The organism is Arhodomonas sp. AD133 (genome assembly GCF_051195215.1).
In the GTDB taxonomy this organism is placed as follows: domain Bacteria; phylum Pseudomonadota; class Gammaproteobacteria; order Nitrococcales; family Nitrococcaceae; genus Arhodomonas.
Map to the genome: position 1 here is coordinate 13,246 of NZ_JBNAZM010000026.1, position 26,985 is coordinate 40,230.

The 26,985-nt window shown below is 65.1% G+C and carries 1 protein-coding gene; it reads right to left on the reverse strand.

The window, feature by feature from the left end; genetic code table 11:
- Nucleotides 1-1,265 precede the first annotated feature (1,265 nt).
- Entirely contained in the window at nt 1,266-26,960 is a 25,695-nt protein-coding gene (locus ACPEES_RS14375) for an IPT/TIG domain-containing protein (RefSeq protein WP_435104211.1), read from the reverse strand.
- Nucleotides 26,961-26,985: the final 25 nt, after the last annotated feature.

Here is a 26,985-nt window from a genome sequence, read left to right on the forward strand (position 1 = left end):
GAAAGCGGTCCCCAGGGCATTTCCGAACCAGGGCCAAACGCCGACTTGTACTTCGCCTACACCGGGAATGTCGTCTTGGCCCGAGTCCGGCCAGCCGTCTTTGCCAGCCGCAGTGATGTACACCGGCCTTTCCGATGGCACGTCGAACGTCGGCGACTTGCAACTGCCGGCTTGTTCCACCTTTAGCTGAAACCTCCGGTCCAGAGTCGTTTGGCGAACACCTTCGCTCGTCAACTCCTGGACACGCAACGTCAACTCGTGGGTACCAACATTAGACGTATCCAAAATGTGGGCCAGTGAGGTCTTATCGTGGACAACCCGCCGATCGGCGAGTCTCACAGGTCGGTAGCTGACGAAGTGGGTGTCTTGGGCAAAACTGGCCGACAAGGTCGGGTGAGCCAATTTCTCAGACCAAATCGCCCCGTAACCGTCGCTATAGTCGCCGTCAATGTGAAAGGACTCGTCGTAGCCTGTACCACCGTTTTCGCCACCGACACGAAACTCGAACGACCCGATCGTCTCATCACATTGGGGGCACGCGTATGTGAAACGCCGGGTCGGCGGGTGCTCAGCAATTTGGAAGTCGTGGTCACGCTCGCCCACAGCCACGGCAATAGCATACTCTCCCGGCCCGATGTAGTCAGAATTCGGCCATGTGCTTTGACGGTCAACAAGCTCGCCAACACCAGTCAGCTCGTCATAGCGAAAAATTCCTATAGACGCATCACTATCAACATCCACGTTAAAATAAAGACGCTCCCGATAAGGGAGCTCCATATGATAAATGGCGTAGGAAACGCGTTTGTCACCGTTGGCATCGACACCGACTATTTCGTTATTCCCGGATATCCACTCTCCAAGTTGCACCACCGGAAACGGGCGGCGCACACGTAGCGGCTCGCCGTCCAACAGGTATTGCACACCGATCGGGTTCTTTCCCGCGTCCTCGAGCTCGAAAGGAACGGAGAGCGGTTCGCCGACCCGACGCACCAAAGTATCCGGCAAAGCATTCGGAAAAGTCACCGTCGGTTCGGGATCAGCCTCTAGCGGCATGTCTTCGGTCAGATTGTAACCGCCTTGTAACCCCGTTCCCGGATATGTCCCATAGCCCTCTTGAGCACCAACTTGCTTCAGCATCACGGCCGGCGCTATCAAGGCGAAAACGACGCTCGTAAGCCACCAGCGCGCGAGCCACGACGGTCGTGAAACGGTTTTGCATTTCGTCATCGTGGTCATCCTGACACTCGTTCCCCACTGACTCCGTTCTACGGCTGAGGCGTATTTTCACCGGAATGCAATCGCGGCTCACCTAGAAGAAGCTCCATCGGCACTTCATAGAGTTCGTCGTGGCCAACAACATTCACGTAGACCTGAATTTCCAGCGTATCGGCATCGAACTGAATACCGTTGGGCCAGTTCAGGTGGATGTATTGAACCCGGCGGAATAGCGATTCCCGTATATCCACATCGTCATAAACACACTCTATGCAGGTATTTCCGCCAAGCGTCGGAAACACCACGGCGTGCGTCATCCGCAGGGTGTCATCCCAATCATACGCGTAATAGTTAGGCATCCTGAACAACTGATAATGGCTACTGAGTTCGCGCCCATTGAGGGCAACACCGTGGACGTGCACCGGCACACCCGCTTCGAGCCGCAGCCATACCTGCTCTCCGGGCACTCCGCGATACAGCGTGTCGTCACCGTCGATGACGATCCGCGACAGCACGGGCTCGACCCGGGGCGGCGGCAGGACGGTGAGGGCAGAGGCAGCCGAGCCGCTGCCGAGGGTCGCCGTGAGCTGCGTTTCGCCCTCGCCCTCGACCCGGAAATCACCGTCCGCGGCGTAGGTGGCCACGGTGTTGTTACCGGAGGCGTAGCGGACGCCGAAGCGGTCGGCGGTGACGTCGACGGTGTGCTCGGCCCCGTCGACCGTGAGCGTCGCCATCACGGTCAGCGACACGGTCTGACCGCTGTCCGAGCGATCGACCACCTGCCGCTCGGCGGGGCTGACGTCCAGCGCGGTGACGTAGCCGGCGATGTCGATGCCGGTCTCGTCCAGCGGATCGTTGCCGGTGGCGATTTCGAGGCCATCGGACAGGCCATCGCCATCCGTATCCTCGGCGGTGGGGTCGGTACCGAGATCGTTCCGCTCGCGACCGTCGGACAATCCGTCGCCGTCGGTGTCGGCGGACGCCGGGTCCGTGCCGATGTCGATCTCCTCGGTGTTGGCCAGGCCGTCGCCATCGGCATCGTCCTCGCCGTCGGGGATGCCGTCGCCATCGCTGTCGCTGGTCCCCGGGTTCAGCCCGGCATCGAATTCGTCACCGTTGGGCAGGCCGTCGCCGTCGAAGTCGCCGTCGGCGGTAAACACCCGGTACGAAATGGTGTTGGTGACCTGGAAGCCGTAGTCCGGACGGGAGCCCGAGAGGGCGAGCACCGTCTCGTGACCGTCGCTCACGGCCTGTGTCGGCTCCGGAACGGTGAAGCTCCCCGACATCCAGTCGAAGCTGGCCTCCCCCACGCCCTGCAGGCTGACAGAGCCGTCCTGGATGCTATCCCGGTCGACGGTGGCGGCGATGTCGAGGGTGAGCGTCGCCGGCCGCCCGATCACGCCGTATGGCCGCGTCTGTTCCGGAATGGCCGCTTGCGGCGAGCAGACGGTTCCGGTCTCCGGCCGGACGGCATCGCCCTCGGCTACGCCCACCAACTGGGATTCGTTGGTGTCGTAGTGGTAGCACCGATCCAGCTCGATACCGGCATCGGCGGTGAAGCGAACCAGGTCATCGGCGATGTCGTAGTCGCCGGTCACGGCTGCATCGTCGAGCTCGACGATGATCGGGAACGCCGGCCCGGTGTCCCGCACCGGTTTGGTGAACAGGAACTCGAAGGGCGCATTGGTGCTGTCATGCGCCGTACCGAAGCGGGCCTCATCAATGGCCGGCACGGCCGGCAGGAACTCCAGGTCCTTGGTCGCATCGGTGGACAAACCGCTCGCGAGACCGTCGTCTGCGTTCACCCCGGTGAGCTCCAGGGTCACGACCTCTGCGGTGGCGTCGGACACTCGGAAGTCCGCTGCCCCGCGCTCCAGGGTGAGCGAGGCGGTTTGCCCGTTGTCCATCAGCACGGCGTCACCATTGACGGCAACGGTGGCCGTGAACTCGGCATCGCGGAGATCGCCATTCGCATCCGGCACCTGCTGAACCGGGTTGCCGAACCGGTCGGCGACCTCCAGCCGCATGACCGCTGTCTCGTCCACCTCCAGGCGTTCCGGATCGCCAAGGGGCCGGTTGTCCTCCAGGCCAACGCGACGGAAGTGGACCTGCGCCGGCACGCCGGCGATCACCTCCACCGGCAGGGTATCGGTCGGCTCGTCGCCGAGCTTCACCGGGAAGTCGGCGCCGTCCTCCACGGCCGCGGCATAGTGGCCGGCGGTCTCGGGCGCCACGACGCGGACGGTCGCCTGTCCCTGCTGGAGCTGCACGACGGCTTCCTCGCCGACGGTCACGCCATTCTCGCGGATCAGGCGGATATCGACGTGATCGGCGAACTCGAAATGGAAGCCCGGGTCGTCGAAGCGCAGGGTCACCGTGTGATCGTTGACGCCCGTGGCCACGTTGCCGCCGGCGTCCAGGGCGCTGAAGCGCACGACGAACCCGGTTCCGGCCACCACGGGCGGCACGGGCTGGACGCGCAACGTCTCGGTGCCACCCGCGTGGACGCGCATCGCGCGCACGTTCTCGACTGCCACACCGTCGGGGCCGGTGACGCGTGCCCGTAGGCGGTACATGCCGGGTTCGAGCTCGGCGGTGTAGCGCCACTCGGTGACGCCGTCGTCATCCGTCGTCGTGGTGTCGACCGGCTGATAATCGTCCGATTCGCTGTCCAGACGACGTACCGCCCAGTGCACCTGCTGCGCGGGCACGGGTGAGAGCTGAACGTCGAGCACCCGCGCCCGGAACACGGCGGGCTCACCGACGGTGATCTGGTCCGGGTTGATGGACGGCTCGTCACTGTCGACGAAGCGCACCGTGTTCGGCAGGTACGTGAGATCCACCGCGAACACCGGTGTTTCATCCGTCTGCCCGAGCGCGTCCGTGACGCGCAGCTTGAACCGGAACTGGCTGCCGTGATCGTCATCCTCGGGGAAACGCACCGTGGTGCGAACGCAGGGTGCGTTGTGCGGTGCGCACCGGTAAGACTGGTCGCGGACCTCCAGTTCCTCGCGTGCCTGCTCGCTACCGCCGGTCACATCCACCAGTTCCACGCGCAGGTCACCGTCGTCGGCGGCCTGCAGCCCGCTGACGCTCAACGGCATCAGACGTCCGAAGAAACCGCGTGTCGGCACATCGACGACCAGTGCCGAGGCGTCGGGTACCCGATCGCGTCTGACCGTGATATCCGCGGATTCGACGGCCTCCTGGCCGTGGTCGTCGCGTACAGTCGCGGTGAGTGTTTCAGTCACGGAGCCGCTGACCCGCGTGCCACGTTGGTCCTCGACGTCGAACTCGATCGTCCGGGTGCCCGACTCGCGCTCGAGTGTCTGCGTCTGGCGCTCGCCGTGCCAGTCGATGAACGCCTCGCGAACGCCCACATCGTCGGTCGCCCGGATACTCACGGGAAACACCGTGCGCTCGCGAACCGCATCGGACGGCACGGTCAAACCGTGGATGACCGGCGGGCTGTTGGCGAGCACGGTGTGCTCGGCGGTGTACTCGCGGCTGTTGCCACTACGATCACGCACGGTGACGGTGTACCGATAGGTTCGGCCGGCCTGGGGATTCCGCTCGGTATAGCGTATTGGCTGGCCGTCCACGGAAGCGGCGACAATGGCGCCGTCACGGCGCAGCAGCGCGATATCCACGCCGCTGCCGTCGTCTTCGAGATCCACGGTGACCGTGAACGGCTGCCCGTTCACCGGCTGACCGCCGACCAGGGTGCCCTCCAGGCCGAACTGCGCCGTGGGCGGGAACGGGTCGGCCAGTCGACGGAACGCAACGGGCCGCGATTCCACGAAGTTGCCGTATACGTCCACGGCGCGCGCCATGATGTAGTGACCGTCGGCCTCTTTGCCGTAACTCCGGCTGACACGGTACACGGGGCCGTAGTGCTTGCGGATCAGCTCGAACGGTCCATCCTGCGTCTCGCCCTTGTAGAACTCGACCTGGGAGACGGGCTGCGTGCTGTTGAGCACCCGGGCTCGCATTTCCACCGGCTGCGGCAGGAACGCGTTGTTCACGTCCAGCTCCACGGAGAACGGGTTGGCCGGCAGATCCTCACCCTGCAGTACCAGACGACGTGGCCGCGAGGCGATCACCTCGCCCCACACGGTCTCGACCCGGGCACTCACTTCGAAGGGCTGGCCGTTACGCAGTTCCGCCGGCACCGGCAGGTCCACCGAGAACGGCGCGGACGCGCTGCGGCCGACGACCTTGCCGTTGACCCGGTACGTCACGGCGTTGACGCCCCGCTCCGCCACGAGCCGGAAGCGCAGCTTCTCCCCCTGTTCGAGGAGCGCGCCCGTCACCGGCGCCGCCAGTGCCGGATTGCCGCTGAGAACGGCGCGCGGCAATGCGCGGACTGCGTAGCCATACGCGCCGTGTGCGGTCACCAGGCGATCGTCGTCGACGGCGATGGCCTCGATACGCTGCGCGGTGGCGATCGACTCGCCGACCGTCTTCCAGGCGTAGGGGTCCACCGCCTGAACCGCCGCATCAGTGGCGACCCACACCCGGCCCGAGCTCACGGCAAGGCCGTTGATCTGCGAGCCGAGAGAGAGGACGTCATCGCCGCGGTTGTCGAGACGCAGACGGTGCAGCTCGCCGTTCAGTGCGTAGAACAGGTGATCACCGTCGGTGGCGAGCTGGCGAACGGGCACCGACGCATTGAGCAACGCCGTGCTGTCGATGTCCGCTTCCTGCGCCGGCAGCGCTCCCTTGATCCGAACCCGGTAGATGCCGCCGCTGGCGGTGGCGGCGTAGATCTCCTCGCCCGCCGCGGCGAGCGCGACGATCGTGTCCCCGGCGTTGACCGCGAAAGTCTGGCGGGCGCCGCTGTCGCGATCGTAGACATGCAATTGGGTGCCCGCCGCGCCCACGAGCCACGCGTCCGTCGCGGCGCCCTGGGTGAAGGCAGCGCCTTCGAGTACGGGCTCGACCCGGCCACCGTCGCCCAGGCGCACGATTTGCTGGAAGTCCGGCAGCACGGCATACGCCTGCTCGCCATCGGCGAAGACGTGGCTCGCGGCCTTGTTGAACGGCCCGGGATGGACGGTCTCCGCCCATTCACCGTTGCCGTCCCGGGCGAGGACCACGGCACCGTATCCCCCGGCCGCGGTCACGTACCGGCCTGCCGCCACGGCCCCGCCTTGCGCGAATCCGCGCGGCCGGTCCGTGCGATGAATGACCCGCGGTTCCGCGTCCTCCGGGGAAAGGCGATAGGCGGCCCCCTGCTCACCGCCGGTCCAGAGCACACCATCGGCGAGCACGGCGCGACCGACGTCGCTACCCAGATCCCGGGAAAACCGGCCAACGATGGAAGGCACCCTCGGATCCCGAACATCGATGGCGGTAATCCGGTTCGCGTTGGCGGAGAGCCCGAGCAACTCGCCGTTGAGTGCCAGCAGCCGCTGGACCGGGACACCCAGCTCGAATGTCCGCGGCGCCCCGTCCTCGGCGTCGAGGCGCAGCACGTGCAATGCACCCTCCGAAGTGGTGGCGAACAGGTAGTTCTCTTGCTGCGCCATGGACCGGAAGGCCGCATCCACCGACCAGCGCTCCTTGAGATCGCGGGCATCGAGCACCCGCAGCTGGGAGCCGGTTCGGATGATCAAGCCGTCCGCGGACGCCGACACTTCACGCGGGGTACCGGTAACGCTCGCCGGGCCCGCGGACTCCAGCGCGTTGCCGGAGACGGTGTAACGCTGCACCTGGCCGCCGACAATGGCCAGGGCACGATCGCCGGAGACGGCAACGTCACGGATCCGCCCGGAGACAGGGATTCCCGCCAGGCGCTCGAAACCGGCATCCGGATCCACGACCTGCAGGCCGATGCCGTCGAGGGCGACGAGCATACGGTCGCCCATGTGGTCCATCGCCGTCACCGGTGCGTCGAACTCGTGCACCGGGCTACCTTCATGGTCATATAGGCGACGGCCGTGCGCGAACCAGGCGCCACCGACTCTCGGCAGCGCGACATCGAACGGCTGCGCGCTGCCCGATGCGCTCAGTTGCAGCGGCGGTATCACCTCGACTTCGCGCTCGATGCGTCGCTCGTTGCCCAGCCCGTCAGAGATTGCGGCGGCGATCTCGAGACTGTCCGCGCCGGCCGGCACCTCGAAGGACACCGTGCGATCACCGGACGCGATGTTCGACCCGCCAGCCGTTGCCACGATCACGCTCGGCTGGAGATCCGACGGCAACACGCGCGTATCCCGTCCGCTGAGCTCGAGCTCGACGCGCGAGCCGGCCATGACCCGGTCCCCGACACCCGTGAGCTCGATTGGCGGCAGGCTCACCTCGGGGAACAGACGGATCCCGACCTTGCGTTCACTGAAGCGGTACGCCTCACCGGCGTAGGCCCGCACGCGGATAGTGAGGTTTTCCTGGACATCGACCGCGGGCATTGTCATGTCGACCGTGCCGGCGGCACTCACCGAGAGGCGGCGGTCGATCAGCTGCCCGTTGAAGTCGAGCAACGCGACCTCGACGAGCCGAAGCGGCCCGCCCCCTTCGACGCTGGTTTCATAGCGAACCGAAACCGCCTGCCCTTCACGTGCCGCGGCGTTGGACGTGGGCTCGAAGACGCTGACGTCGATACCGGAGCCGTCATTCGCCACCAGCGAGACATCGAAAGCATTGCCTGTCTGGCCGTCGATGACAGGCGTAAGGCTCGCCGTGGTTTCGTCAGCGGGCACCGTGGCCCAGCCGAATACCCGGGCACCGCGTCCGGTCAGGCTGTGGGCGGGGGCATCGAAGCCTTGAATGCGCGCGTGCTCGACGCGTGCGCCCTGCGCCATTTCCAGGCGCAGCGGCACGAGCGCCTGCTGGGTAAGACGCCCGCCGCTTGCCGGCCATGTTCCGGCCGCCGCCGACATCGTTGCGGTATCCCGCGGCACCGTCGCGGAGTCGGCCTGACCGGCACGGTCGATACGCGTGACGGCAATCGCGTCACCGGAGAGCTCCGTGCGCTCCAGCAACCAGGCACGCGCACCCTCGTGCCAGACCGGCTCTGCGGGCAGGACGTCGTCCGTGGCCGCATCCGAGAATACGATGGTCTCCCCGCCGGTGGACGCGGACGCCGGAATACCGGAGACCAGCACGCCGAAGGGCGTCTCGGTCAACTGTGGTGCAAACGCCGCAGGTTGCGCCTCGACTGCCAATGCGCGCGCCGTGATGTAGCCGTCGCGCTCGCCGGTCCACCGCGTGAACACACGTCCGCCAGCGAACGCCATGGTCGCGGCCTCGTTCGTGTCCATGGCCACGCGTTCGCCGTCCAGGAACGCGTGCCAGGTATTGTCCGCGTACGGCCCGTCCACCTTCAGCCAGAGTATGTCGCCGTCAGTAACCGCCGAGTGCGCGGTTCCATCGACCGGCAGGGTTTCGTGAACCGTCAACTCGCCATTCGTGCCGATTTGGTAGCGTTGCACGGACTGCTCGCCCCAGGCGAACAGCCACTGTCCGCTGACGGCCAGTCCCTCCATCCCCGGCAAGGCGGTAAAGAACCGCTGCTCCATCTGCGGCACATCGCCGGCGAGTGATGGGGCGAGGCCGTACACGCCGCTTTCGCTGAGCAGGAACAGGCGCCCCTGGTTCACCCAGCTATCGCGAATGGCCTCGCCGATATGCCGGCCCGCCAATGGCACGAACGCGCCGTTGCGGTACCTCACGGCATCCACGAGCGCCCCATGAGCGGTGTACACGGTGTCACCGCTCGCACCGAGCACGCGGCCGTACAGCCTGGAGCGGTGTGCCTGCCCCAGAGCGCCCCCGGTGACCGGCCAGAAGACGACAGCCCGCTCGCCGCCCGCCTCTTCCTCGGCCAGCAGCCCCGTGCCCGTGAACTCCAGCCGCAGAATGCTGCCGGAGTCTTCTTCCGCCAGAACGCTCTGGCGCGTGCGGACCCGATAACCCCCATCACGGAAATTGACCACCCAGGCCACTTCGCCGGCGAGTCGCGGCAGGGCAGCGATGGCGCCGGTCACTGCATCGGGGCTCGACGGCGTGTAGACCGTTTCGCTGCCGGAAGAATAATAGGGAACACGCTCCAGCTCGCGCTCGATGGTTTCTTCGTGCCCGGAGCGGTCGCGAAGATAGGCCGTCACGCCCACCGGTGCATCGCCGGGCGTTACCGGTATCGATTTCGGCCCCGCGCCGACCGGCTGTGTGGCCTGTACCGCACCACCGACCGGGTCGGTAACGACCACTTCGGAGGTCGTCGAGAAATCCTCCATGTTGGCCGGACGCGGCGCGTCGAGCCACAACCCGGTGCCACCGAGAACGCGCGTCGAGGGCTCGACGACGAGGTCGAGGTCCGTGTCTATGCCGGCATCGTGCTTGAGGTTCAGATATCGCTCGGCATGCAGGTTGCCGGCCTCCAGCCGGACCCGCACGACCGCGTCTTCACCGGTCACAGGCATGGCCACGGCATGGAGGAATCGCGCCGGATCGTCGTCACCACGATTGAACACGATCGGATCCGGGTTCCGGGAATCATCCGGATCGCCGGCCACGTCGAGGTGCAACGTGGCCTCCGGGACGTTCTGCACCAGCAATTCGAACGTCACCGACTCGCCTTCATGGAAGGTCGCGGCGTTGGCCGGCGAGATGATATCGACGCTCGGCTCTCCCTTGGTGGCGTCGAACGGCTGCAGCGTGACCGACGAGTCGTCGTCGGCCTTGCTCTGCAGACCGTTGGCATCCACCGCACGCACATCGACGGTTACCGGGTCCTCGCTATCGGGCACGAACCGGAACCGCCCCGGGTTATCGAGCACCTCGAAGGCGCCGCCATTGATACGCGCTTCCACGCGATCGATGCCGTAACGGTCGAAGGACTTGATCAGCACGTCCGTCGGCTCGTCGATCGGAATGCTCGAGCCATCCGGGGGCGAGACGATACTGACCGTCGGCGGTGTCGCGTCGAGCAGCAACGTATAGCTGCCGGTGACCTCGCGGAATCCATGGAAGCCGAACCAGATTCGCAGCACCACCGGGACCTGGTCATCCGGGATGTCGGCGAGCTTCGGATTCAGATAGGAAAGCGACGCAACCGCACTGCGATCGCCGGTCTCCTCCAGCTCCACCGGATATCGCCGATCGAAGACCTGCATCTCGGCGCGCTTGATGAGGTCCACATCGCCGGCCAGATCGAAGCGGATGTCGGCCCGGCTCATTTCTTCGACTTTGGCGGGCACCGTGCGCAGCGCCGAGATATCGATCTGCGGATCCACCGTGGCGATGGGGTAATCCACCTCGGCCGCACGGCCTTCCTCGTCCTTGACGCGCACGCGGACCACCAGATCCCCGTATGCCTCTTCGACGTCGAGGGCCAACTCGCCGTCGTCGTTCACGAACTCGTCCCAGGGCCCGAAACTCAGCCCCCCGTCCGTGGACACGCGATAATCGATTTCCAGGGCATCGGATGGCGTGATGTTGTCGACCGCGCTGGCCCGGAACGCATAGCTGCGGCCGCGGGTAACGGTCATGGCGGGGGTGACGGGCTCGCCGTCACTCAAGCGCGTCAGACCGACATCCTGTGGCGCGAGAGTATCCAGACTCGTTCGATGGGCCCGATAGGTGCCGTCGGTAACGCCTTTCTTGACGTTGTCGATGACGGTGTTGCCGTGCGCGTCTTCGATACCCTCGATGAGCATCTCGTAGCGCCGGTTCGCCGGAAGACGGCCGTCGCTCAGCGCCCGCAACGTGAGCTCACGGCTGCCGTCGCCGATGAGCTCGAATTCCGATGAGACCTCGCCCCCTGTCTCGCCGCTGTAGTCGCGCGGCGAATACGAGACAACGAATCCGCTCGCGGTAACGGGCTCCGTAAACCTCAGTTCCACGCGGCCATCCACGCCGACATTGGAGGCATGCACCAGGCGCGGCGGGGTATCGTCCACGCCCACCAGCTTGGTCGCCGCGGTGACGCTCTCGTCAGTCGCCGGGCGTCGCACGACCACCTGATACTCGGCGTCGTGGGCAACTTCAGGTGCGTCAAAGGTGAGCTCGCCATCGGAACGCCGGAAATCCACCTCGTTGGCGGGGGACGGCGTCTCCCCCATGTCGGCACGCATCAGGTGGAGGTGGAGATCCCCGTTCAACCCTTGACCGCTCACGGTGACAACCGTACCGCCGGAACCACTCAACCGATCCGGCCCCCGCGGGTTGTTCGTGCTGACCTCGTCGATCGTGATGGCCTGGGTGACGCGCACCGCCGCGGGCAATACGACTTCCTGATCCTCGAAGGATGCACGCAGCGCATGCAGCCCCGCGCCATTGACCGTGGCGCTGAATGTCAATTCGAAACCGTCGGACGACACGCTCCACGCGGATGCCGGCACGGCAGTGGAACCGATGGCCACGTCGGTGACATTACCCAGGTTCGCGCCCCGGACGACGAAGTCGGTGGCACGCCCGGTGACGGTTTCCGCGGGCGTCACGCTATCGAGCAGGGGTTGCTCGATGCCGAACGGTGGCTTGCCGGTCACGTTCCACGGCAGATCGTACGCAAGTGCGCCGCCGGCGATGACCTCGGCCGGTCGATTGAAAAGGCTCAGCCTGTAGTCGGTGCCCGGCTGGAATTCCCCGCCGATCGGGGTCAGCTCGAGCCGATCGCCGAGATACCGGGTATCGCCCGATACCGGGTCGTCGGTCTCACGGCTGCGGACGTCGAGCAGGACGTCCCGCCAGCCGTCTTCGGGACCGGTCACCCGGAAGCCGACGTTCCCGGTGGCATCGCGGACGAAACGGGCGGGCAGGGTATCGGCCGTGTTCAGCAGGGGTACGACCACACTGTGGTAACTGCCTCCGGCCCCCCACTCCAGGATGGAGCCGCGAAAGATCATCGGCTTGCCTTGCGCGGGTGCTCGTCCGCCCACGGCCACGATGCGCTCCAGGCTCAAGGCGCCGCTACCACGATCCGGCCCGATGTCGTATATGGAAAGGGCCGGCTCCGAGTCCGTGCGCACGGCCAGCAACTCGCCGTTGAGCGCGAGATTGCTGAATGCCAGGTCGGCGGTGCCCATTTCGCTCATCGACCCGTGGGAATGCACGCGGCTGATATCGAGGAGCTCGATGCGGTCATCGCCCAGCAGCAAGAGCTGTTGGCTGCCGAGCCGCAGGCCCTGGGGCGCCACCAGCCCATGGTAGCGTGACGCCACCACCGCTTCGGGATCGGACAGAGCCCGCGCTTCGACCTTGAGATCGTCCAGAACGTAAATGAACCGATCGTCGACGGCTACGGCCATCGCATCCAGCGGCACGTGCCGCCACGCACTTCCCCGCACGTGGCCGATGCGGATGCCGTCTCCGGCAGCGCTGACGAGGGTTTTGTCCGAAAGGAGCAGTCGGTCGTGATCGATTCCGTCGGCATTGCCGAACCGGTTCACGAGCTCCGGCGTGTACACGTTCGCCAGATCGTAGACGACCAGCTCCCTGGCATCGCCGACGATCAGTACCGCATAGCGCCGGGAAAGTGCACCGCCGTGCACTTCACTGCCCACATCGACACTCGCCAGGGAAACCGGCTCGACACTATCGCGCGTGGTGTAAAGCCGCATGCGGGTGCCTTCGGCGGCCAGGAACCGCTCGCCGGCCCTGTCGATCATGGACAACCGCCGATTCGCGTCGACGGCACTGAGACGCTTCTGGGCGGACAGGCGCACTGACAGGGCATCGGACATCGCCGCGGCGGAGCCCTCGGCGCCATTGTCGACTTCGACTTCCAGGCGCCCGACCGTCCGGTCGGGCACTCGGAAGGCTAGCGTCCGGGGATCGACGACCTGCAGGTCCTCCGCCGGTTGGCCATTGACCTTGACCTGCGTGATCGCACTGAGACCGGCGCCACGTATCGCGGCATAGGCGCCCGAATTGTAATCGAACAGATGATCGCCGAGGCGCACCGTCGCGCTACCCGGATCGTAGTGGCCAAGCGCTTCGATCGCCGATTCGGTGACGTAGACGAACGAGCCGGGCAACGCGGCACGCAGCGATCCGTTGGCAACGCTCACCCCGACGAGGCGGTTCTCCTCCGGCGCATTGGCGAGCGCCGGCAGCGTGAACACCAGCTCGCCTTCCTTGCGGGCAATCACGTCTTTCTCGGCGACTGCCATGCCGGCGATTTCGATTCGGCTATCGGCGCCGAAGCCACTGCCGGTGATGCGCACCTCGGCACCGCCGCGCCAACTGCCGCGAGACGGCTCGATCGCATCGATGGTGGGCCAGCGCTCGCCGGTGGCGACGAAACGGAACGTGTATGGCCGGCCGAGCTCGTTACCGTGAATGCCGGTGGCCGACGCTGCGACGTGAACACGATACTGATCGCCCGCCCGGTACGGACTCGCGGGGCGGAATATCAACTCCGTGCCGGAAGGCGCCACCCGGCTGGACACGGTCCCATCGACCGGCACACCGGAACGGGTCACCCGAAGGAGGCTGTCAGCACTCTCGGCGACCCGCTGCGGGTCCAGAATACGGTCGAACCGAACGGACACGGACTCGTCCGCGGCCAGCCGGCCGCCGGTTGCCGGACTCTGACCGACGACACTCAGGCCGCCGAGGGACACCGTATTCACGCCACCGCCCAGTCCGCCAAGTGCGACGTCGCCGGCGATGGGATTCTCGGCGGCTTCGCCATCCACGTAGACGAACCCGGTCCCCGCGTAGAACCCAGTGGCGCTGTCAGCGATTGCGTCGACGCGACCGGTCAACGCGAAGTAGTCGTCCAGCGACACCGTCTCGTCGAAACGACCATCGAGCCAATCGGCGATGTCGAATACCTGCAGATCGCCATCGCCACCGGCGACATGGAGCGATTGCCCGCGTAGCAGCAACTCCCCCGCCTGCACGTCGCCATGGCGAATGAGGTAGGAAAGGCGCAGTTGAGCGACGGGCGGATTATCGTCGCCGTCGCGCAGGACATATGCGATTACGCGACCACCCTGGCCGGTGGAGACCATAGCGAGATCGTCGTGCACCAGGAAATCGACGCCGGTCACCGAATTGCCATCGGTGTCCTGCAGGCGAACCCGGCGCTCGATTTCGAAACGCCCGGACATGGTCTCGATTTCCACCAGCTCACCGGCATCGGGTAGCAACGCCCACAGGCGCTCCCCGGAAGCGCCCACCCGACGCGGCACACCGCCCAGCGCGGCGGTATCGACCGTGCCCATGGCACGCAGGCGGCGATCAGTGCGTACACGGTAGATCTCCACACCAGCGTCGGTGGCGAGGTACAACACACCGCTATCCAGCGCCAGGCCGCGAGCTTCGTCCGAGAGGGAGACGTCGCGAAGCAGTTGCGGATCGGCGGCCAATGTCACGTCGAAGTGATACAGGCGCTGCGCACTCAGAAGGAAGAGATCGTTGCCTTCCAGCGCGACGTCGCGGAAACCATCCGGCGGGAGTGTTTCCTGGAAATGGTACGGCCTGGTGTCGTCAGCGAATTCGCGCTCGATCAGCTCGGGATTCACCGGATCCGACAGGTCGGCGAGCGCGAGCTGGCCCTGTGAGGTTGAGACCGATTTGTCACGCTCGCGTCCCTTGAGGTCGACCGGCTGATAAGACCCGCCGGTGACCGCGTAGAGGATATCGTCCTTGACCACCGCCGCTGTGACCGCGCCGAGGCGGTCATCGTCCTGGCGAAGGTCCACCGAACCGGTTTCACCGTTCGCGTAGAAATAGCCATCGGCGAGCGTACTCGCCTCATCCGGGAACAGATCGCTGGTGACGGTCACGTCGGCATAGCCGAAATCACCCGCGGGGGCACGTACACGCAGACGATTGCTGCTCAACAGCCGCAGATCACCGGCGACGCGCTCTCCGATACGCACCGTCAGATGATTGTTGAAGCCCAGGCCGTAGAGGTCGACGGTGTTGCCGCCCTGGGGCGGCCCCTGCTCGGGCTCCACGTCCTGCAGGTGAACCGGCGGCTGCACCACGATGGCGCCCTGCACGTTCGCCGGCGCGCCGCCGGTGGCCAGTGTCACCGGTAGCGCGACCGCCTGACGGCTCAACGCCAGCTTCGGCAGGCGGAAACGCAGCTCACGGTTCGTCACCGAGACGATCTGCGCCTGCGATATGCTCTGACTGGCAACACTGAGAGAGATCGCCGAAGGCTCGTCACCGAAACCCGAGCCTTCGATCACGGCGGTTTCGGTGCCGTCGGCATGGAAATAGTGGTTCATGGGACCGTCGGGCCCAAGCCGGCGCACCGAGTCGATCGTGGGACGGCTGCCCTGGGCCAGGGTGTAGCGAAGCTCGACGGACTCCGCCAGGTGCTCCCCGGCCAGTGAGGTGAGCGCTTCGGTGATCCGAATCCGAACGGGGCCGTGATACCCGCCGCCGGCCTCGAACGCTATGTCAATCCGGCCTCCCCGTACGGTGTTGGTGCCGGCGACGCTCGCCGCAGCCGACGGGAGCGGCTGTCCGGCATCGTCGGTGACCTCGACGGCGTCAGCGAGCGACGTATCCGCCGTGTTGATGAGCTGACTCAGCCAGACACTCACCGTCTCCCCGCTCACGAGCTCGCTGCCGCCGGAGGGTGACACACTCGCGACGGCGAGCCCCGGGGAGACGGTATCGATAACGCCGGTACCGTCATCGACGTACACGTGACCGTCGTTGGCGAACGCCTCCGTTCCACCGTCGACAACGCGTTGCCAGTAGGCGGTTTCGTACGTGCCGTCGGACGTCCGTTCGAGAACAAGATACTGGGTTACGGGCGTCTCGCCCCCCTGGTCATCGGTTTCGGGCGCCCCCCGGAAGGTGAGGACGATGCGACCGTTCTGGACGACGAACGAAGCCGGCGCGTCGCGGTCGGAAACCCGACCGCGGGGCACGGCCTGCACCTCCGCCTGGTCATCGGGTAGGTTGTTGAAGGTCGCGATATACAGCTGGTTACCGCGGCGAAGCAGGACGTAGAGCTCATCACCCACCCACTGGATGTCGAGCGGCTCACCGGCCCGTTGTCCCTCGGCGAGGACGAGCGAGCTGTATCGGGGCGGCGGATCGAGCTCCGCGTCGGCGAGATCGAAGAAGCGCACGAAGCCGGTTTCGTCCATTTCACTGGCGACGGACAGCGCGACGATGCCACGCCCCGGGTGAACGGCCACATCGGTCGCCCGGTGTCCCGGCACGGGCCTGCGGGTCAGCACGTGCGGCTTCTTCGGATCGTGGATATCGACGACCAACAGCCCCTCGGAACCGTTCGCGAGAAACGCGAGGTAGTCCTCGACGGCTACGCCGGTAACCGGCTCAGACGTACGGACCTGTGTCAACCGGACGGGGCGCTCCGGTACGGCGATGTCGTAGATCTCGAAGCCGCTCTCCATCAGGAAACGGTTGTCCTCGGTCGGCGCGCTACCGCCGTTGACACCGACGTAGAGCAGATCGCCGCGAACGACGGAGCCGCCAATGGTCATCGGCGGATAGTTGGGCAGATCGATGTCCTGGCCGTCGTCCACCGTGTAGGAGAACTGCCCGACCTTGACCTCGCGACCGCCGGAGAGCAGCAAAACGTCGTACACGTCGGGCGCTTCGACCCTCGGGGCCTGGAAGGTCATGGTCTCCAGGTCCACGACATCTTCCCTGAGGTCGGCCACGACGACGTCGTCCGTAACCGCTTCCGAACGAATGATACGTCCGTCACTGGAACGCAGAATGACCTTCGAGCCCGGCAGCACGACGGGACGGTCGGCCGTGATCTCCACCTCGACACCGCCACCGGCGCTCCCGGCCGACGGGGACACATCGATACCTGCATCGCTCAGCGACGCCCCGAGAACGATCGCTCCCGGGTACCTGGCGGCAAGCTCCTGATCCTCGATGCGCAGGTGATGCTCGCCGGGTTCGAGCGGCAACACCCCGAGGCTGCCCGGCGGAATGCGGAGCTTGCCCTCGCTCAGCCGTTCGACCGGGACCTGGTACTGATCGACGTATGCCTTGAGCACACCGCCACCGCGAAAACCGCTGCCGTGGACGATGATCTCCCGCGGCTCGCCGAGGCGCTGCATGCCGCCTTCCACCGAGTCGATCCGGGGACGCACAGCCCCGCCACTGGCGGCGCGGACGCTTGCGGTAAACGGCACCCAAAGCCCGGAGCCACGCAACGTGCGCGCGTCACGAACCTCGACCGTATAGGCCACCCCGGCCTCACGATCGAAGGTCACATCGTAGGTCGTGGCAGAACCTTCCTCGGGCGATACCGGGGTAATCTCATGTGGCACGATGCTGTCGTCGTCATTTCGCACCACCGTTACGGCGTTCCCACCGCGCAGGGAATCCACGGTCACGGGTTCATTGAACGTGAGGCGATACGCCTGCTGTGCACCGATGAATCCGCCATGGGCTACGGAGACATTGCGCACGAGCGCCCCGGGCAATTGCAGATGAGCCAGGGCGGAGGGTCCCGGGACCGCTACCAACCGGTCCTTGAACACATCCACGCCATGGATGGTCTCGGTATTGCCCGCCGAGACCACCTTCGGCTTCAACGGCTCGCTGATATCCAATACGACGACGCCGCCACCGCTCGCGGCGACGAACACCACGTTGGCCATCCGGCGCAGACGTACGGCCTGCCCCGGGACTTCCTGCAATGCCGTGTCCATGCGGAAGCGGGTACGCTGCTCGGGCTTGAGGCGGTGGAAAATCTCGACCCCCTGCGCTCCCAGGGCAACGATGACATATTCACCGTAGGTGACGACGTCACGGACATTTCCGCCGACCTGGTAGACCCGCTCCAGCGCGGGATCGAACAGATTGACTGCCTGGAGCTCACCGTCGTCGCTGCCGGACGGTGGGTTCGCGGTGATCGGGCGGAAATGACGGCATTCATCACCCGGCAGCCAAGCGCGACCGCCGGTTTCACCACCTGCGTATAGCCAGTCACCCGCCCGATGGACCGTGTTGACGCCCTCCAGCGCGGGGGCGTCTCCGACGTAAACCGGATCATTGGCGGCGAAATAGTTGATACGCTCGACCCGGCCCGCGAAACCGGATCCGCTGGTGGTGCCACATGGCATCTTCGGCTTTTTGTCTGAGCTCACACCGCTGGCACGTGCCGCGAATGCGGTATCGCCCGCCTTGACGACGTCCACGACCACATCGCTCAACGACGCGCTGCGAACGCGTGAGAGCGTCTGCAGTCCATTCTGCTCGTCCAGGTTCAGACGGGTCACACCGCCGGTGCCGGTGGCCACGTAGAGTCTCTTGCGGTCGACACCCTCTTCGCGCTCGACCACCGGCGAGATTCCCAGGCCATCGACTGGCAACGGCGGGACCGGCGTCGCACCGTCCAGGTACGACTGGAATACGCTTCCTCGATCAGCCGACGGCAATGGCGACGCCCCGCCGACGAGCAACGGGCGTTCCGGCGTCTGAACGTCGAACGTGCCCGCAATCACGGTCTCCGCAAACGGCTCGCCTTCGTACTCGAGCACGCTGTAGGAATCCCGTTGGAACTGATCCAGGAAGTAACCGCCGCTGGTAACCGCCACGCCGGTTGCCTGGTCCACCTGCACGTGCCGCGGCCGGAATACGGCGCTGGCAGAGCCAATGACCTTCAGGCCATACCCGAAACCGCTTTCCCTGGGTAGCTCGGTTTGATTGCCATAGCGGTCTTCGCCGCGGACCGGGTTGCGCCCCACCGGCCCCCCGCGAGTCACTGCGGTCAATCGATCTTCGGCAACGACACGAATATCCGTGACCGGCACGTCGCCAATACGGATCTTCAACCCGTCCGTCACCGTGTTGCCCGACTCGAACCCACTGCCCCGAATGATGACCGGCGTTCCACCAACTACCGCTCCCCACCTTGGCTCGATGGAATCGAACTCGATGGCGGCGTCCACGATCAGGCCGCCACGCAGCACCGCCTCGCGCCAGACGCCGTCCTTATCGAACGCCACACTGACGTCGTACTGGCCTGCTTCGGCGATCGCCGGAATGACGATGTGAGCGATACCCTGGCGCTCGTTCTCCGCATCGGTCTGGATACGCTCGATATCCACCGGTTGCCCGGCGATGCGCACACGCACCCGTTGCGGGTCGGATGGCATACCCAGCGCCGACACTGTGCCCAGGGTTTCCCGTCCCGCGGAAACATGCCGCGGCACGACATCCACGACGCGAATGCGATCCGGACGCCCGCCGCGATAGGTGAATTCGAAACGTTGTGCGCGGGCGAGCTCGTAGAGCGTTACCTGTGTGTCGTCATCCAGTGGTTTGACGGCCTGGACACCGGCATCCACGACGGCCGCGACGGTATCCCCGACTTTCAGCCCGCTGGCATCCTCGAGGGTGAGGATCGCGTCATTGTTGACGATCTCCACGCCAATCGGCAAAGGCACACCGTCCGGGCCTTCCAGGCGGAAGTGGCCCTCGTTGGGCGGCCACTGATCGATCGCCTTGTTGAACCGGATATGGACCTTGACCGCACCACGCGCATCGCGATCGAGAATGCCGTTGCCGGGATCGACGTCGTGGACCTTCAATACGGCGTCCCGCGTGACCTGCACGACGCTGCCGCCTCCCGCGATGCGCCCGCCGCTGATCGCCGCGTAGTCGCCTGCGTATACCGCTTCGACCCTGCTCCCGCCCAGGGCTTCCATACCCGGCATCACGACAGGCTCGGCGGGATCGGTGACGTCGACGGTCACGATACCTGCCTCGCCCAAGGCAAGATGGGCCATACCTCCGTTGACATCGACATCGTAGACAGGGCCCTGGTCATCGACACGAGCGACTACCCGCAAGTCATCCGGGCTGCGCAGATCGACCACGACCATGCCGTTGACCCCGGCAGCCAGGTAACCGTATCGCCCCTGGACCGCCACACGGCTCGCCGGGATCGGCAGCGAGTCGGCCACCCGGTACCCGAAGTCAGGACCATGCTCCACCAGGTAGAAACCGCCGCTGTTCTCGTCGTCTTCGTTGACGAGCTTGTTCTCGGCCACGTCGAACTCACCGGCTGCGACGGCGTACCGCTCGGGGCCGTCAACGCCGGTATCCACGGCAGTCGTGTCCAGTGCCGGTACTTCACCGGGGAGCACGAAATTATCGGTCAGGTAGGCCTTGGTCTGGAGATGGATATCGACAACACCCAGGCCACGGCTACCCAGGGCCACCAGCGCCCGCTTGTTGACCGCCTCGATACCCCGGGCGAGATCGGAAAACAGCGGCAGCGACTTGATGACCGACGCGCTGGCGGGGTTTTCGCTGTCGAAGCCGAGTACGAACAGCCGGGCATCCGCGCCGCCGCCCCCGGACGGAACGCCCGTGACCAGGACGCGGTCCATCCCGCGCTCGAAATAGGCATCCACGCCGAGTGCCACGTAACCATCCGGCAGACCGACCTGCGCCACAATGCGGTCATCGACGTTGTCGCCGTCTTCGTCGATCTTGTCGAGCAATTCGTCCGCTTGCCCCGACGTATACGCGGAGGAATCGATGTTGTAGACGAGCACACCGCGATTACCGACGGCGGCGACGGCGTAGGTTCCCGTCGGATCCACCGTGACATCGTATATCCGGCCACGGTCCCTGATGGCGGCCTGGGCAGGCTGCTGATAGAAGAACGCGTTCTCCAGCCCGATCTCCCGACCACTATCCAGGCGGACGGTCACGTCCACCGGACCGACGGCCCCAGCCGGCGTCACCACCTCGACGGTTTCCTCATCGAGAATCCGGACGTCCTCCTCCGGGACCGGCGTTTCACCGAAATACACGGAGAACTGTCCGTCCCCGGACTGGAACCCGGCGCCGGTGAGGGTGACCCGGGTTCCGCCATTCACGCTTCCCTGCGCGGGACTGATGCCGGTCAGACCTATCGATTTCACGTATTGCACGGCTCCAAGCCGCGTATCGCTGCCGCCGGCCGAATTGCGTGCCCGAAGCGCGGCAGGCCCCGCCGGCGCTGCGGGAACGTCGATGGTAAAGCGTGTTCTGGCCGCGCCGACGCTTTCCTGGGAGACGATCGCGGCCGCTCGCCCACCAACCAGGAAGTCCGTATCTGCAGCGTGGCTGATCACCACATCGACTTGCCCGCCAGAGGTGTTGACGAAGTGCGGGTCGACACTCTCGATGACCGGCGGTCGCTGGTCCGCGGCAGCGGTCGAGAAGCTGACCACATGATCGAACAGACCTTCCGTGCGGCGACTTCCCAGAACACCCGAGAGCTCGAGCCGAAAATCACTTGCCGGCGCAAGCGCATTCTGTGGCGTCAGAATCACGACGTTCGGGTCATTGGCAGCCCCGGCTATACCGAACGCCACCGGTTCGCCCTCGTCAGCGCCTGTCTCCCGGACCAGAGCGACATGTGGGGCAAGGGACGCCTCGATATCCGACCCGGCCGGCGCCGGCGGGCGATTGAAACGGAGCTTCAGGCTCGTGCTCGGACGTACGCCGTCGCTACCGTCAACGGGATCGGACGCGACAAGGTCGAGAATATGGCTGTCCGTGAAGTGCAGGACGGACCGCCATATATTCCCACCCTTCTCCAGCACATTGGTCAGAATCAGCCCGTCGTCTGTCGCGCGCACGCCTCTGACGTGGGACTCGCCCGGCAGGACGAGCGCGTCGAGCAATCCGATATCCGCCGGCCTGCTGAAATCGTATACACCAAGGTAACTGCGATACTTGACGCCTGCGGCGAGGATGGCATTCAGATCTTCGACGGAGTCGACCTCCTCGTCCTCCGGGATCTTATCGGGGGAAACGACGTCCTTGAACTCGCGGGTTCGTCCGGTTGCCGCAGCGGTCCTCCCTGCCCCGATCGCGAGTATATCTCCCGGCACCCGGAAGCCGTGAGGCTGGTATACGCCCCGGTTCCGGAATGCACCGGCGTCAGTGACCTCATAAAGCTCCAGCCCCTTTTTGCCGCCGTGAACCAGCTCGCCGGGCGCACCGGTCGATGCCGAAGGACGGTTCAGCGAGGTAAAGCTCAACTGCGGCAAGGTCGGGACCGTAATGTCGTATACGGCATAGCCGGACGGACTCGCGGTCCGTACGTGCAGTTGGTGACCGATCACTTTCACTGACCGGGGTCGTAGATCATGGTCGACCCCATCGACTCGGACCCGTTCGATAACGCGTACGACCGATGGTTTCAACGGATCGGCAGTATTCAGAACCGCAACGCCGTCCTGGGGACTCGCGACGAAAAGCAAATCGTCAGCCGCGGTGATGGACATTCGCGCATTGTCGGCGGACATGACCCCATCGAGCGTCGAATTGGCGACCGACTCGAAGGGCAGCGGCAAGGCATAGAGGATATCCCGATCCTTTCCTTCCGAATCGGGCTCCCCGTCTGCGGGGAGCTCATCTTCTCGATCATAGGTCAGCAGGAAGGATCGGCCTTCGTATTCCGTATCGATCAGCGGGAAATGATATCCGCGCGCACCAACGTAGAGCTGGTCGGCGGTTAGCGCCATATCGTAAGGCACGAGCTCGGGCGGTAGATTGAAATAGCCGAGCCCATGCATCGGGGCCGCTTTGCCCAATTCCGCCCGATCGTAGTGAATCAAGGAAATCCACCCCGGGGCGAACTCCTGGCGCATCGCTAACGGGTCGGAGACGCTTTCCGGAAGGGAGCTCCCTGGCGACAGTATGGAGATGTCGTGAAGAACGCCGCGCCCGAGCGCGTACACGAGACCCAGATCGCGATCGTGTGCGGTGTCCTGAACGATTCCGGGTGGCAGCTTGAGCGGGTCGGGAACATATTCCTTGTCTCCCTGAAGCTGTCTCACCTCACTGCTGTCGAACCGGACAGTGGACGCCAAGCTCCGGTCGACTACCAGACGACCGTAGAACATGGCTTCCGGGAGCACATGGCGGCGTTCGCCGTCTCGCACTTTCACATCGACGAAGCCCCGATACGAATCCCCGAAATCGGGAACCACCCAACTCAAGCGCTCGGCGCTCATCAGGTCCAATCGGTCCCCGTCAACCGGCACCGTAACCGCTTCGGATGGTTCACCCGATGGATAAGCGACAAGCTCGACACCCGGATGAAATCCGTGCCCGATGACGCCGACGCGATCCCCTTGGCCCGCTTGCGAGACTCGGACAACGGACGGGTCGATGAAAGAGATTCGCAATAAATCCGTATATACGAAACCGCCGAGCACTGTGTCCTGCAAACCCTTTGCGGTCTCGACCCGAACCGCGGCCGGCCCGGCATAGTTCGGCACTGTGGTCGCCACGATTCGGTCAACAGGGCGCTGCGTCGTCGCCGGCGAGAAGTCCTCGACCGTAAGCTGCTGACCACCCACATATAACGACGGATTGTCACCGAAGCCGGTACCGGTAACGACGAGGCGGGTACCGCCTTCGACGCTGCCGTTGTCCGGCTCGATCTGCTCGATATCCGGTTTGGAGCCACTGGCGACCGCCGTCGAGAAATTGAGCACGAAATCGTTCGCCAGTGCCCCGCCCGTGAGGGGCACGAGTCCGGACTCGAGGACAATGTAATAGCTCGTGCCGGGCTCCAGTGTCTTACCCACGTGGGGTACCAAACGGATGAATCGACGTGCATCGTTGCCGTCACGCTCGGCGAAGCCGATATCGAACCGGTCGGTAACCTCGACGCCCAGCTCGGGGTCACCAGTCATGACGCGAACGTAGTCAGCCAATGGCACGTCACTGGAAAGAACGTGCGACAGCTCTATTTCGATCGCCGCGAGATCTGACGGGACATCACCGGCTCCCTCCAGAGGCTGGCTGCCAAGTACCGTCAAAGCGGGTAACCGGACACGGTCGATACCCCGTTTGGCACCCGCGACCTGCAGCGCCCCGCGGGCTACCGTTGCACCTCGTGCGGCGAAATCGTCTGCGCTCGCATCGCGATGGATGACGACAGGTGTCGTTGCGTCCCGGCCCGGCTGTCCCAGCGCCTCGATATCAATCATCTCGACGACGGACTGGGACGGTTGGTCCTCCTGGTCGGAATAGTGCGTAGTCGCGTAGGCATCACCGCCGCTGACGAAAACGTCGTAGACGCCATCGGCGACGAAGTCCGGACGCTGAGGCTTCAGCTCGACGACATTCGACACACGCGGGTCATACGGATCACCGATATCGATCACGTTGACCTGAGAAACACGTCCGTCGCCGGCCATGTCCGCGACAAAGGCCCGGTTGCCCTCGACCGATACCCGGTTCGCCACTCCCAGAGTATCCACGCGCGCCACGATGGGGTTGGAAGGATCGGCCAGATCGGCAACCACCAGGCCCTCGTGAGAAGCCGCGATGAACGCGAAATTGCCCCGGACCACGACATCCCGGGCAAGCCCGTTCGGCTTGATGTAACCGACTCGGTACGGCTGCGCCAGATCACTGATATCGACCAATTGAACGCCGCCGGGGCCATTGGCGACCAGCGCCAGGTCATCACGGCGCGCGACGCCGTATACCTGTGGGTACGGCATCGCGATACGCCCAACGAGCAGGTACGGGAGGCCGAACTGATCGTCGCCATTGCGTGTATTGAACAGCAACAGCTCACCATCGGTGTGTCGCGTATCAAAGCGCCCGGTTTCGGGATTTTCTTCGATGGTTTCCTTCAGGCTCTTGACGAATCCGAGCTCCCCGCCCTCGGATTGAAGTCCGACACCCGTCTTGGCAGCCAGAACGAAGTCTGCATCCGCATGCAACTCGCTGATCGCGCCGGTGAACACCTCCGAGGCTCCGGCCAATAGCTCGGAGTGGACGAACCGTTCACCGTCACCAGTGGGATACTCATTGGTCCCATCCGCGATGAACAGGCCGGTACGGGGTGGGTGCGGCACCTCTTCCGGGGGTAAATTACCCAGCCCCGTCTCCAGCGGCACCGGGTCCACGCTCGACCAGGCCCCGAGCAACGCTCCCGTCCGCTCGGGGCCACGGAACTGCGCGACCGCCGTGTAGTAGACGCTTTTCGCTTCCAATTTGGTTTTCTCGCCGAACCGTCCGGCATTCCCCGGTCCTTCGGCGGCGAGATAACGTCGTTCGTCGATACCCAGGCCGACTTCGTGTGTCGTAACCGACTGTTCGGCGTGGTTCGGTGTGTCGACGCGCACGGCGACTCGCACCCGCTCCTCGGCGCCGGTGCCTCGCGACAGCACCGCGCCGTCCACGAAGCGCTTTCCGTAGATGTAATAGTGTCGGTCGGGATCGTCATCCGGCACTTGAGGCCCGGTATCCACCTGCCTCTGCAGCTCGACCTGCCTGGAGGCGACTTGCGACCAGGTACCGCCGCTGCGGCGTTCGCGCACCAGACGTGCAGTGACCGTGCGTTTCGACTCTGCCCCGATATCCTCTACCGCCGCAGTCAACTGAACCGGCTCGGCTTCGGTGAGAATCTCACCGTCGGCCGGGCTGATGATGGACAGCCTGGGAGCCACCGTATCCTCAACCTGCCCGACCCTGACCGTCTCGGTTCGCGCCGTATTGCCGACGATGTCGTGCGCCACGGCGTGAATCACGACTCCATCGACGCCTTCGGGGGGCGTCAGGCTGGCCATATAGGCATTTTCGCCACCCGCGGTTCCATTCCTGTGGGCCAGGGACTGGTGCACGGTCTGTACGGGGACGTCGTTGAGGAAGAAGACAACGCGGTCAACGCCGTCAGGCCCGAGATCGTCAATAACCTGGGTTCTGACCTCGATTGGCTCGCCCGATATAACGGCCGTCTCATCACTATCCGGATGCACAATGGTCGCGCTGGGCGGCTGGTCCTTCGCGATCGTGAAGGCGCGTGGCTGCGACGGCTCCGACCGGTTGCCGTCCACATCCTCCGCGTCGGCACGGAACAGTAACCGAGCGCCGACCGCGCCCTCGGGCACTTTCAGGTGGTACTGGAACGGTGCCGCGATGTCTTCTCCGATCTGCTCGAACGCGGGAGACTCGTCGCCGGTAACCAATGCCTTTTGAAGGCGCACGGACCCCACACCGGATTCCGGGTCGGCCGCTTCGACCGCGACGATGATCTCGCGCCCCTCCGTCAGTTCGGTAAGGTCCTGTCCCAGATTGAAGCCCCGGCTGTCCAGCACCTTGATTCTCTGAACCTGAGGAGGCTGGTTACTCGTCAGCGTAACGCCACGCTCCACATTGCTGGCGTTACCAGCGCCGTCGCTCGCCCCGACACGCAGCAGAAGTGGCATGTCGGATGGTGGCTGCCCGTTCGCGTTCGCGTAGTCGGCGATGCGCTTCAAGGCAATCGAGCCCTGGTAGGGCGGCTCCGAGAGCACCTCCTGGTGGACGACCTCGTCGTCTGCGACGGTACCGTCACCGTTACGATCCGCCAGCAGGCCGACACGAACGGTCGAGACTTCCACGTTGTCCTGAATCTCCGCCAGGTACTGGAGTGCACCCTGCTCGACGACACTCGCTCCGGTTACCGGGCGACGGAGCGTTATCTCTGGCGGCGTGAGGTCCTCGGTGACGTGCACCACGAGCGGCTCAGGTGTCTCCGCGGTGCGCGGTTCCCCCAATCGTCGCTGCTCCACCGCGGTGGCCGTTATGGACAAACTCTTACCGGCCTGCCCGTACGGGACCGGGACGAGGAACTCGAACGGATAACGGGAATCGGTAAAGGCCCGATCTCCGTTGACGAGCCCCCCGACGTTCAACACGACCCGCTGGATGCCGAGGTCGTCGACCGCATTGACCTGCACGAGCAGATATTCGCCCTCGGCGACCTCGCTTTCGTCTTCCGGCGCACCGATGGCCACACTTGGCGGCTCATCACGAACGAGCTCCAGGTTCACGGTCTCGGTGGCACGATGCCTGTCA